The organism is Peribacillus sp. NPDC097295 (assembly GCF_044761665.1).
Lineage (GTDB): Bacteria > Bacillota > Bacilli > Bacillales > DSM-1321 > Peribacillus.
The window spans coordinates 32038-45068 of sequence record NZ_JBIWCW010000014.1 but is presented as its reverse complement, the minus strand read 5'-3'; the positions used below and the strand labels follow the sequence as shown (position 1 = coordinate 45068).

General features: G+C 42.1%; 10 protein-coding genes. 4 read left to right on the top strand and 6 right to left on the bottom strand.

The features are described from left to right. Positions 1–14: 14 nt before the first annotated feature. From ACIQXN_RS17445 to ACIQXN_RS17430, 4 genes are all read right to left on the bottom strand, one after another. Positions 15–1652, bottom strand: a complete 1638-nt coding sequence (locus ACIQXN_RS17445) for a (2,3-dihydroxybenzoyl)adenylate synthase (RefSeq protein WP_402969407.1) — start codon at positions 1650–1652, stop codon at positions 15–17. Between the two features lie 20 nt (positions 1653–1672). Then, entirely contained in the window at positions 1673–2890 is a 1218-nt protein-coding gene (gene dhbC, locus ACIQXN_RS17440; protein WP_402969404.1) for an isochorismate synthase DhbC, read from the bottom strand. A 55-nt stretch (positions 2891–2945) separates the two neighbouring features. Next, positions 2946–3731: a 2,3-dihydro-2,3-dihydroxybenzoate dehydrogenase gene (locus ACIQXN_RS17435; RefSeq protein WP_402969400.1), complete on the bottom strand. Its 786-nt coding sequence runs from the start codon at positions 3729–3731 to the stop codon at positions 2946–2948. Positions 3732–3970: 239 nt separating this feature from the next. Next, positions 3971–4843: an alpha/beta hydrolase gene (locus ACIQXN_RS17430; protein ID WP_402969397.1), complete on the bottom strand. Its 873-nt coding sequence runs from the start codon at positions 4841–4843 to the stop codon at positions 3971–3973. Between the two features lie 402 nt (positions 4844–5245). Here ACIQXN_RS17430 and ACIQXN_RS17425 point away from each other — a divergent pair, with 402 nt between their 5' ends. The 4 genes from ACIQXN_RS17425 to ACIQXN_RS17410 are packed head-to-tail and all read left to right on the top strand — an operon-like array spanning position 5246 to position 9099. Further along, complete coding sequence (locus ACIQXN_RS17425; RefSeq protein WP_402969394.1) at positions 5246–6214, top strand: iron-hydroxamate ABC transporter substrate-binding protein; 969 nt, start codon at positions 5246–5248, stop codon at positions 6212–6214. Positions 6215–6236: 22 nt separating this feature from the next. Then, positions 6237–7244 (top strand): FecCD family ABC transporter permease, encoded by a 1008-nt coding sequence (locus ACIQXN_RS17420; RefSeq protein ID WP_402969391.1) that lies wholly within the window; start codon positions 6237–6239, stop codon positions 7242–7244. Positions 7245–7272: 28 nt separating this feature from the next. Then, the gene (locus ACIQXN_RS17415; RefSeq protein WP_402969484.1) at positions 7273–8265 is read left to right on the top strand and encodes a FecCD family ABC transporter permease; all 993 of its coding nucleotides are present in this window, start codon (positions 7273–7275) and stop codon (positions 8263–8265) included. Positions 8266–8280: 15 nt separating this feature from the next. After that, on the top strand, positions 8281–9099 hold the full coding sequence (locus tag ACIQXN_RS17410) for an ABC transporter ATP-binding protein (RefSeq protein ID WP_402969387.1): 819 nt from the start codon (positions 8281–8283) through the stop codon (positions 9097–9099). 176 nt (positions 9100–9275) lie between these two features. Here the strand turns inward: ACIQXN_RS17410 and ACIQXN_RS17405 are convergent, their stop codons facing one another. Continuing rightward, on the bottom strand, positions 9276–12401 hold the full coding sequence (locus ACIQXN_RS17405) for an MMPL family transporter (protein ID WP_402969384.1): 3126 nt from the start codon (positions 12399–12401) through the stop codon (positions 9276–9278). Beyond that, positions 12402–12866, bottom strand: coding sequence for a MarR family winged helix-turn-helix transcriptional regulator (locus ACIQXN_RS17400; protein WP_402969381.1), 465 nt, complete (start codon positions 12864–12866; stop codon positions 12402–12404). Between the last annotated feature and the right edge of the window lie 165 nt (positions 12867–13031).

Here is a 13031-nt window from a genome sequence, read left to right as displayed (position 1 = left end):
CTTTTTCCTATAATTTATTTTAATAGTGTTGCTATTTTACGTTCATTTAGCTTGTCAGAAATTATTTGGCGCAGGGCTTTTTTACTTACTTTTCCTAATGGAGTTTTAGGAAAAGCCTCAATAAATTCCACTCGGTCGGGAATTTTAAATGTAGCCAATCCCCTGTCCTTCAAGAACTGTTTAAGTTCTCTAGCTTTAGGGGCTTCCCCCCTAGGAATCACGAATGCACAGGACCGCTCTCCAAGATATTCATCAGGCATCGAGACGATGGCTGCATCATGAACGGCTACATGAGCTAGTAGATGGTTTTCTACTTCCTCCGCCGCAATCTTTTCTCCGCCTCGGTTGATTTGATCCTTATCCCGTCCTTCAACGACCAAATAGCCTTCAGGATTCAAGCTTACCAAGTCACCCGTCCTGTAAAACCCATCTTTAGTGAAGGCCTTCTCGTTATGCTCTGGTGCTTTGTAATAACCGCAAATTGTATAAGGGCCCCTTGTTAATAACGTCCCTACTTCACCAGGTGCAACTTCCTTATCTTCTTCATTAACCACGCGGATTTCATCAAACTCAGACATCGGCCTTCCTTGAGTGTTCACGATAAGCTCTTTTGGATCATCAAGCCTTGTATAATTCACTAGGCCTTCCGCCATGCCGAATACTTGCTGTAGTTTACACTGAAATGCCGGTCCTACTCGACGAGCTGCCTCCGCACTAAACTTTGCTCCTCCAACTTGCAAGACTTGAAGGCTAGATAAATCGTCAGTACGTGTCGAAACAGCATCAAGCCATCTCAAGGCAAGCGGCGGTACGAGTGCAGTAATCGTCGCACCATGCTTTTCAATGAGAGGGAACGCTTCATCAGGGCTTGGACCAGGTGAAAGCACAACACGTCCCCCGCCATACAATGTGCCGAGAATACCAGGTGAACTCATAGTAAAATTATGGGCAATCGGAAGAACAGCGAGATAGATACTATCTTGATTGATCCCGCAAATTTCCGCACTCAGCCGCAAACTGTATATGTAATCATCATGCGTCCTAGGAATCAACTTTGATAATCCGGTACTTCCACCAGATAACTGTAGGAAAGCGACATCACTAGACTGAACGGTCGTATCCGACAATTCGTTAGAATCATCATATAACCCCTCTAAATCTATAAACTCCTCTGCATCTCCTGACACAATTACATTCAACAAGGTATCATTCTTGCTTTGAATGTCTCGGGCAAGTGTCCTGTAGTCAAATCCACTCTGCTTATCTGGAATGATGTAAGCAGTAGCTTCAGTGAACTGACAAAAATACCCGATTTCATTACTGCGATGCGATGGAAGAGCATATACCGGAAGTGCCCCGATCCTGAACAAGGCGAAAATGACGTCAAAAAACTCGATGACATTAGGAAGCTGGATGACAACTCTGTCATTTTTCTTTATTCCAAGCTTTTGTAGGCCGACCGCTAATCGATCTGCTCGACTATCCAGCTCAGCATAAGTCAGGTTTCTTTCCCCGCCGGTAATGGCAATCCGATCACCATGCTTCTCTGCTCGGTCACGTAGCATACCGCCGAAAGTTTCTCCCTTCCAACAGCCTTCTTTTCTATATAAATCAGCCATATCCTTAGGCCACGAAGTAAAACCGTCTAACATATCTTTCCCCTCCATGCCAGTTACTTTGATAAATCCGTATCGATCCCCATTGCGCGAAGCATGGTTTGAAATTTAGCCGACGTTTCGGCCAGTTCCTCTTCCGGTTTGGATTCACCGACCACTCCAGCTCCGGCAAATAAACGAAGCGACTTTTCCTCCACTTCTGCACATCGAATCGTGACGACCCATTCGCCATCACCTGATGCATCACACCATCCAACCATCCCCGTGAAATATCCCCGATCGAAAGGTTCGATTTCCAAGATTGATTCCCTTGCCCGTTCAAACGGCGAACCGCATACGGCAGGAGTCGGATGAAGGGCGATGGCAAGCTCTAAGGAAGTCGTTTCAGGATCTGCAAGTTCCCCCTTCACTTCCGTCGATAGATGCCACATCGTCTCTGTACTTATTACCGACGGGCTTTTGGGGACTTCAATCTTCTTGAAGAATGGACGAAGTGCTTCCGCCACTGCCTCCACTACGACAGCATGTTCATGTAAATCTTTTGAAGACGAAAGCAGTTCCTTCGAACGTCTTTGGTCTTCCACCGGATCGTCACTTCGAGGTCGAGAGCCTGCCAAGGGATTAGCCACCACGTGCAAGCCAGTTCTTGAAACAAGTAATTCAGGGCTCGCCCCGATTAACGTCTTCTTACAAGCACTTGAATCTTCTTTCTTATTCAAGTCAACGGCGAATGTATAACCCTTTGTATTTTGTCCAGCCAAATTATGAAGCAACTGATTGATATTCACTCTTGCCGAGGAAGTAAGATGCAAGGATCTGGCCAACACGATTTTGTCCAGATGGCCATTTGCTATTTGGGTTAGCCCTTTTTCGACGCCTTTTTTATACTGAGCGGGTTCTGGAACGGAATTGGTAACGTATGTGGGAATAGAATCGGTCTCTGGCGTTCTACCAACCCCATATTCTTGGGAAAGTACAGATGTTAGTACTTTTTCAGGCACATGTAGTTGTGCAGCCTTTTTATAATCGAATGGGATCGCCCCCGTGACGATAGGATTGTCATGTCCAAGCTCTTTTGCCCGCTCCAAAGTAGCTACCACCCTGTTAGCAAGATCCTCCATCTGGTCCTCTTTTGCTTCATTTCTTGGGACAGTCATCAACGAACCTTTTCCCAATATGGTTTGGTTCGGGCTTGATAGGAAGAAATCACCTACACGGTAATCATCCAGCATAGGCTTTTCCAATACAGTAGAATTATATGGTTGCTTCGTCATTTGCTTAACCCCTTCGTCATTGAATAGTCTGATATTATCGTTGATATCCGTGCGATTAAACTCCTAGTGTAGCTCCACCATCCACAAGAAGATTACTCATTGTAATGTGATTTGATTGGTCGGATATAAAGAAGAGAATGGCATCCACAATGTTCGAAGGCTCGGCAATTTTTTTCAGTGGGATTCCTACTTTAAATACTTCAGGCGTGCCATCGATTACTGATTTTGCTCCATTATCCCCTTCCCATAAAGACCACTGCATTTCTGTAGCAGTCGAACCAGGAGCAACTATATTACAGCGAATATTATGCTGTGCTAATTCCAGCCCTAAGCACTTAGTAAACATTGTCGCCGCTGCCTTGGATGCTGCATAAGCCGCTAAATTGATTCGTGGAACACTCGCCGCATTTGAACCCACTGTAACGATGGATCCTTTTTTCCGGGATACCATATGTTTACTCACCGAACGGGAGACATTGAAAACACCCGTAGAATTGACGGCAAAAGTCCTTTGCCAATCTTCATCACTATATGACTCGATTAATCCCGGGCTAAGTACCCCAGCTACATTCACCAATATCTCTATCGGTCCAATCTCACGTTCAATGGTATTAACAATGCTATCAATGGCAGAACCATCACTCACATCAGCTGTAAACCCATATACCTCTAAACCCTCAGACTTCAAAGCATCTACATGTTTCTGTAATTTATCAGTTTGGAAATCCACTGCCACTACAACGATGCCGAGCTTTGCTAACGATTGGACCACTGCAGCTCCAATCCCTTGCGCCCCTCCCGTTACAAGTGCAACTTTTCCCTTACATTCCTGAAAGTACATACTTAACTCTCCCTTTCTTGATAAGAGAATTTCATCTAGTGTCATACCGCAATAAATTCTCTGTTCATTATAAAAATTGCGGGAGAGGCCCATTCAGTAAAAGGGCTCCCGCCATATACTTATTTTATAAATATACCTTTGACCAATAATGATAATCATTATCATTTAAATTCTACAGGTAATGTTATACATTTCTACCTTCATGGTCAATGGGTATTCTTTGATTTGCTAAGAAAGACCTATTCCTTAACAGGTCCATTTGCCCTTAATGCGAAACGCAATCCTTTGTTAATCAATGGGGGTAAAACAGAAACATGATTTTCCTCATCGAACTCCTTGAACTTCACACATAACTGTCTTTTTGCTATATTCCTTAAACGATCAGTGAATTCTAATGCGTTTTCATTCATGCCACTTTTGTGTTTCTTTTCGAATTCTCCCACTCCAACAAATAAGGAGATATCCCTATCTTTACTTTCCAACCGCTTCAGGAACTGATTCTCTTCTTCAGAGAACCATTTTTTATTCCAATGAATCGAAGGACTACCTGCAATGTAGGTTTGAAATGCATCAGGGTTCCTGTATAACGTATAGAGGGTAAAGAGCCCACCTAATGAATGACCCAGAATAGTCTGACTATCCCGATTGATAGGAATGGAACTCATAATTTTCGGTTTGAGGTCTTCTTCAATAAAATGCAAAAAATTTTCCGCGCCCCCATGTGCAGGCCACTCTCCACCACCTGGTTTCTTTGGTAATTCTGAATAATCAACGGGTAAGGTGAAGTCATAATAACGGGCATCGGAAAATGGCCCTTCAATCGGATATCCAATACCGACGATTACTGCAGGCACGATCCCCGTCTTCTCAGGCTTCTTCGATTGCAAGCGCATTGCCTCTACGATCGTTCCAAATACCGAATTGGCATCAAGTATATAAATGACTGGATATCCCTCAGCCGGCTCAGGCTCTCTTGGTCGATAGATGAAGATTTGGTACATGCGCCCTTCCATGCTAGATTTCATCAGAAATTGACTCGTCCCTTTCAGAACTACTTCTTTGTCTTCCCTATAGTGATCCGCTACGGATTCCTTGTACTTTTCTTTTTCCATGCTCTTTCATTCCTCCCATTATCTAATCTTCGACTACGCCTTCACTTCTATTAATTTTCTATTTCATAAGCCATTTAGTGATCGTACTAACTTCCCACCAAATGATAATATTTCTCATTTAGTTTATCAACTGTGTTAAAATTTGCAACATATCCTGTTCCTTAATCTCTTTTTCAAAGAAAATTTAGATTATATTTATTTTTTCACAAAAATACTATTGATAATTTCACAAATTACCTATATATTGAATATTGCATGATAATGATAATCGTTATCAATAATTACCTGCACTCATTTACTAGTTTCATAGTTGAAAAGGAAAAAATTTTGACTTCTAGAGAGCATACATAATCTTTGAAACACATTTATCTTTAAATCATTTAGAATAAGGGGAGTCAGAAAATGAAGAAAAAGTTAATGGTACTTGGTATGGCGGCTGTTTTTAGTATTGGGCTTGGAGCTTGTGGCAATGCTGAAAACAGCTCTGGGGATAATTCTGAAAAAAGCAGTGCGACTGAAACGCAAAAACAAAAGACACAAAAGGTAAATTATCTTGGTAAAGAATATACCCTTCCTTCTGAAGTCAAGAAAATAGCAACAGCAAGTTTGGAGTCCATGGAAGATGCCGCTATGTTAGGCATTAAACCAGTGGGAGCTATAACGGTGGGTGGAGAACTTCCAGAATATTTGGCGAAAGATCTTGAAGGTGCACAATCAATTGGTGAGAAAATGCAGCCAAACTATGAAACACTTTTAAGCCTTAAACCAGATGTGATCATGTGGACATCAAAATCCGACGGTACAGTAACAGAAAAAATGGAGAAAGTGGCACCAACATTCCCTTACTCACATATTTCTACTGATTGGGAGGACAACTTACGGTTAATGGCCAAGCTTTCCGGCAAGGATGACAAGGCTGAATCCATCATCTCTCAATACAAAGAAGATGCTGAAAAAGCAAAAGTAGAAATCAGCGAAAACCTTAAGGATAAAAAAGTACTAGTTGTGAGAGTAAGAAACGGCAGTCTATTCCTTTATCCTCAAGATGTATACTTCAACCCAGTTTTATACGCTGATTTAGGATTAACTGTTCCTGAGGAAATTAAACCAGTCAAAGCACAAGAAATGATTGCATTAGAGAAATTTGCTGAGATTAATCCGGACTATATTTTCCTACAATTCTCAGAGAGCGAAAATGCTGAAAAACCAAAAGCTTTAGAAGAGTTGGAAAGTAACTCCATCTGGAAGAGCATTGAAGCTGTTAAAAATGATAAGGTTTTTGTGAACTCTGTTGATCCTCTTGCGCAAGGTGGAACAGCGTGGAGTAAAACGGCATTCTTAAAAGCTGCATCGGAAAATTTAGCTAAATAAGCAGTAAGGTGCGTTGATTGATATGGCAAAAATAAATTCATTACCGATCATAATTCTATGTATCTCACCCGTCATAATTATTCTGACAACCATTTTGTCCATTCTTTATGGTGCAAAAAATATAGACTTTATAACAGTATGGAATGCATTTTTGCATTATGACCCGGAAAATGTTGATCATGCTATTATAATCACTTCGCGATTACCAAGGGTTCTCGGTGCCCTTCTTGTGGGGGCATTTTTAGCCATATCAGGAGCACTCATGCAGGGGATGACAAGAAACTATCTTGCATCCCCTTCAATCATGGGCGTGACGGACGGCTCTGCATTTGTCATTACACTTTGCATGGTGTTCGCTCCAGGCATGTCTTCCTTCCATATGATTCTTTTTTCAATGCTAGGATCCGCCTTAGGCGCCGGCATAGTTTTTGGTTTTGGTTCATTATTACATAATGGCTTATCCCCGGTTCGCCTAGCCATTATCGGGACAGTAATCGGGACGTTCTTGAGTAGTATTTCGGCTGCGATAGCTACCTACTTCCAAATTTCCCAGAATGTTAGTTTTTGGTATAATGCTAGATTACATCAGATTAATCCCGAAATCCTGAAAATCGCCATCCCCATTGGAGCAATAGGCATCATCCTTGCTCTAGTCATTTCCAAGTCCATCACCATTCTATCTCTGGGGGATGAAGTCTCCATAAACTTAGGTCAACGTACAAAGCTTGTCAAGATCGTTTCCCTGCTCTCTATCGTATGCCTAACAGGCATTGCTGTGGCACTTGTAGGGAAGATTGGATTTATCGGACTGATCATCCCACATATCACACGCTTTTTAATTGGAATTGATTATAAATGGATCATTCCCTGTGCGGGTGTAATCGGTGGGATTTTCCTAGCATTATGCGATGTAATCAGTAGGTTCGTTAATTATCCATTCGAAACGCCGATTGGAGTCGTCACCTCCTTGATCGGTATCCCTTTCTTCCTATATTTGATAAGAAAGAAAGGAGGAGAAAAAAGTGTATAATACTTCATCAAAACGGTTGGTCATCACCATGACAGTCGGAATATGTTTAATCATTGTGGCAAGTTATTTAAGTTTAGTAAGTGGTACCTTCGATATGGCCATCATGGATGTTGTTCGGACATTATTCCGAATAAACCCGGTGGCAGACTATGATTTGGTCATTTTTGAGTTCAGGCTCCCCCGCATTGTCATTGCTGGTCTAGTAGGTCTTGCGTTAGGCATTGCAGGGGCTGTCATCCAAGGTGTAACGAGAAATGGATTGGCCGACTCTGGTATTTTAGGAATAAATGCAGGAGCTGGGACCGCCATCGTCATCTTTATGTATTTCTTTCAAGGTACATACATTGGAACAAGTTCGGATTGGCTGTCCATCATGAGTGTTCCGTTGTTTGGATTGATTGGTGGAATGTTGGCTGCCCTCATCATTTTCCTTTTTTCCTGGAAAAATGGGTCCCTTGATACGAGTCGCTTTTTACTGACGGGAATTGCCATCAGCTCAGCATTCGGAGCCCTTTCGTTATACATATCTTTGAAGATGAAATCCTCGGATTTCGAAATGGCTACCGTATGGATTTCCGGCAGTATCTACTCTGCCAATTGGAAATATATCATCGCCATGTTACCCTGGTTAATCATCCTAATCCCCCTCATTATTAAGAAGGCCTATTTATTGGATTTGTTTCAACTGGAACAAACAAGCATAAAGAGCCTTGGGGTTTCCGTAGAAAGAGAAACGTCGATCCTCTTACTCAGCAGCATCGGTTTAGTGAGTGCGTGTGTTTCCGTCTCAGGTAACATCGGATTTATCGGGTTGATGTCTCCACACATCGCCAAACACCTTGTCGGGATCCATCATAAACATGTACTTCCTGTATGTGGTGTAATCGGTGCCTTCTTGGTAATCGTTTCCGACTATATAGCAAAAACGGTATTTGCGCCGGCAGAATTGCCGGTTGGAATCGTCATTTCCATTATCGGAGTTCCCTATTTCCTTTATTTATTGATAAAAGAAAAAAGATAAAAGGAGAGATGTCCCGTGAGCATTCTTGAGATGGAAAATTTGGAAACAAGTTATGAGAAATTCACAGTGTTTAAAGATTTAAATTTGGAAATAAAAGAAGGATTAATCACCACCATCATTGGTCCAAATGGATGTGGTAAATCCACTTTGCTTAAAACAATAGGCCGTATCCTTAAGCAAAAAAAAGGAACCATTTATCTACAGGGGGAGGATTTAAAGGCGATTCACACAAAGCGAATTGCCCAGTTAATGGCCTTGCTTCCTCAAACCCCCGTAGCACCTTCTCAATTGAAAGTGGAAGAGCTTATTTCATACGGCAGATATCCACACCGGAATAATGTAAACAAATTAACAAGAGAAGACAAAGAGAAAATTGAATGGGCCATGGATATTACCAAGACCATCGCTTTTCGTGATAGGGAGATTGCCAACCTCTCCGGAGGACAACGCCAAAAGGTTTGGCTGGCCATGGCCTTAGCACAGGAAACAGGTATTTTATTGTTGGATGAACCCACCACCTACCTTGATATGGCCCATCAGCTAGAAGTGCTTAGCATCGTCGAAAAGTTAAATAGAGAACAAAAACGGACCATCATCATGGTTTTACATGACATCAATCATGCGGCCCGCTTCTCAGATGAAATCATCACCATGAAAAATGGAGAAATTATCAAAATCGGATCTCCATCCAAAACGATTACACCGGAAGTCTTGAAAGAGGTCTTCCAGATTGATGCACGGATCATGATAGATCCCACAAATGGGGCTCCAGTATGTTATGGTTATGATAATATCGTTCAACAAGAAGATAAAGATGTTTATATGGCTAATTAATCATTTGTCAGAATTAATATAAAGGCACGCGTCCGGGTGCCTTTTAGACTTTAGACAAACTCGGGAGAAAAATGTAAACGTGGATTTCCACTACAGGCACTCGCTTTCCGCGGGCGGTCGGGAAGCCCTTTTGTCGACAAACTCAAAGGCACCCATCCGGGTGCCTTTTTCACACATTATTTCTCGTAGCGATCTTGATTCACAAACGGCCACCAATTGGATTTTCCGAACGTTGCAACCATCACCGGGATAAACAGTGGTAATATGATGAACGCATATAGGACCAACCCTACTAATATTAATGTGGCAATCTCAAGAAGTGACAAAACCCCCGCAGGCATCATGGCTGCGAACGTACCTCCGAGAATGACAGCCGCAGAAATAATGACCGTCCCCATTTTTCGCATGGATAGATACATCGCTTCTTTTACAGGTTTATCTTTCCATTCATTAAAGCGATCCATCAAGAAAATGCTGTAATCAATCCCCAGTGCAATCAAGATAACGAATGCGAAGAATGGAACGGCCCACCCGATACCCGCATACCCCAGAATGTTAACGAAAATCAATTCTGTAATGGCTGCCGCCGTGTAATATGTCAAAACAAGTGAAACGATTAAATAGATGGGCATAACCAACGACCTAAACATAAAGAAAAGAACGATTGCAATGCCAGAAAGCATCAACACCACTGTCTTGGAGAAATCAGCCTCCGACATCATGCTTAAATCATGATGGGTGCTTGTAATTCCACCTATAGCAATCTTGGCATTTTCAAGTTTCGTTTCTTTCGTTACATTTTTAACGGCTTCCTCAATCGTATCAATTTGTTCAATTGCTTCATTAGAATATGGATTCGTCTTGAAGATAACATCGAAAGTCATCACTTTGCCATCTTCAGATAGATAGGTATTCAATGATTCCCCAAATTCCTTACTTTCTAATACTTCTTTTGGAATATGCATGCCTGTGACCGTTTTATCCGTTTTAGCAAGGCCAGATAAATAGCCCTGTGCTGAAGATAGACCATCATGAACTTCATTGAGACCATCCGCACTTTGGGTCAGACCACTTTCCAATTCACTGAGCTGACTGCCCATATTGGAAAACCCATTTAATAAATCTTGCTGCCCACTGTTCAAGCTTGTAAGGCCGCCTTCAAACTGGGTAAGATTCTTAATGACTTCACTTTGTCCATTAGCCATTGTCGTTAACCCTTTTTGTAAGGTATCCACACCTGAAATCAACTGCGTTAGACCTTTTCCAAGGGCTTTTTGCCCGTTCACGATTTCTGCCATGCTTTTATTTGCAGTATTCAGCCCCCCAGATACAAGATCGAGGTTCTTATTGAGTTCCGTCAGTCCAGCCGCCATTGGCTCCAAGCCGCTCTGTGTGCCTTGGACCGTTTGCTTGATTGTTTGGTAGTTCACATCTGCCTGAAGTTCCGGATTACTTGCTTCCATTTTTTCAAAAGATGCATTCAACCCCTTAAGGCTTTTCGAGACAGTATTAAGATTCGTTTGGATATCTTTGTATCCACTTTTTAGCTCACTTAACCCAGCTGTGGACTGTTGGTACCCTTCCAAAAGAGTTCCACTGCCTGTAGCCAATTTTTCTAAGTTTGTCTTAACGTCATTCAGTCCTTTTTTTACATCCCCAGTACCCATAGAACCATCGCGGATACCCGCTTCGATACTCGTTAGCGCTGTCTCCACTTGACCGATTCCACTTTTCAATTCATTGGTTCCAGATATCAGGCCACCAATTCCATCCGTTGCCTGTTTTAAGCGTGGTCCGGATTCTGACAGTTCACCGCCTGCCGTCTTTAACCCGTCGCTAATTTCTTTAATCCCATCATTACCTTCCCCAATTCCTTTTTCCAATGTCTTGGCTTGATTGGAGACAAATAAATCCTCTATAGGCTCACCGATTGGACGAGTTACAGAACGGACGACATCGACGTCATCAACCTTCTTGATTTCCTCGCTGATCTTTTCGGCAAGACCGACATAATCTTCTGAATCCATCCGTTCATCATTTTGAATGACAATTTGTGTTGGCATGGATTGACCTGGCCCAAATTCATCGGCAATGATATTGAAGGCCATGATCGAGGGAACGTCATCCCCCGCTTCTTCAAGGGAATTATAAGAAATCTTCCCTTCATACATGATCAAAAAAGGAACACAGACAATCGCCACTGTAAGCAAAGCTAACAACGGACGATTCAAGGAAAAGCTTCCTAGCCTTCCCCATAACTTACTTTCGCTATGCTCAAGTTTCCCTTTTGATGGCCAGAATAGTTTCTTACCAAGGATCGCCATGAAAAATGGAACAATCGTATATAGGGCAAGCATCAAGATAAAGACCCCAATGGCCACCGCAGCGGCTGATTGATATAGCTTAAATGTAGAAAAACCAATGGCAGCAAAGCCTATCATTACGGTCAACCCGCTGAAGAAGACCGTTTTCCCTGCCGTACGATACGTTTCCACAATGGCTTCCGTCAATGATTCCTGTGTCGATAGTTCCTCTTTGAAACGGCTTAACAAGAGTATGCAATAATCGGTCCCTATTCCGAACAAAATCCCAACCAAGAAGATCTGGGTATACGACGAGATTGGAAAATCCCAACGGTCCACTAAAAAGGAAACAATCGATTGGGAGCATAAATAGGTGAAGCCCACCGTGATCAGAGGAATGAGTGGCGTCACGACCGACCGGAAGACTAGGAGTAATACCACCAATATGAAGATAACGGTGATTCCCTCCGTTTTCTTCAATCCTTCCTGAGAATTGGTATTGAGATCTTCATCGATCATCCAGCTGCTCGTGTAATAATGTTCAACATCTATTTGGTTCAATTCCTTATAAAGAGCGTCAATGACTTCTTTTGCCTCACGGTCCCCTTTGTTCATGGCGATTGAGGTCAAGATTGTTGATTGATCTTTCGAAACCAACTGCTCTTTAAGGGATGGTTCCTTAAAATGAGTCAATATTTCCCTGATGCCTAGTTCCGATTTATTCTCTTCTAATTTTTGAATTCCCTTTTCAATCTCTTTCCTTTCCTCGGAAGTCAACTTCTTATCACTATGGAAAACAAGGGCCACCTGCGATTCGTCTTCATCTTGTACTTCTTTTAACAGTTCATTCGCCATTCCGGAAGAATACTCTTTTGGCACATCCAACTGTCCTTTTTCCTTGACGAGCTCGGCCATATTCGGAGCGAGGAACAACAATCCAACTGTAATGACGATCCAGGCCGTAACGACCGCCCATTTACCCTTTATAATCGCCCTCATTTATCTTTCCTCCCCTTTACCGGTCTTCATTTGAATAAATGTCTGCGAAAGTTTTTCATATGTATCCAGAAAACTAACAATCTCTTCATATTTGAAATTTCCCATGATCGTCTCTACTAATATATGAATTTTCCGTTCCGTTTCCTGAAGTAGTGCTTCCCCCTTTTCAGAAAGCTTCAAATGCACGACCCTACGGTCATCAAGGTCACGGGCACGCTCTATCAAGCCTTTCCCTTCAAGTCGGTTAATGCTCGATGTGACCGCGCTTTTATTGACGTAAAAAGCTTCGCTAATTTCGGTCGAGGTACAGTAATGCTGCTGTTCGATAAAACGTAAAGTATAGTACTGTTCGTTAGTCAGTACATCACAAATCTCGTCTTTAATTAAAAGCTCTCCCATCTTATTCACATAGAAGGAAACCTTCATGTATCGATCGATCAAGTCGGTAACATTATTATTCCTCATCCTTTCACCCCCAGAAAAAATAGTTCAATTACTTAACTATTTGCCATCTTACTACGAATTGGATTAAAATGTCAATTATATGACATTTTTGTTATTACTCGTTTAAATCATGAAAAATCAGGGAAATAAAACCGTAAGAACATACTAACCATCTTAAAGGAGGAA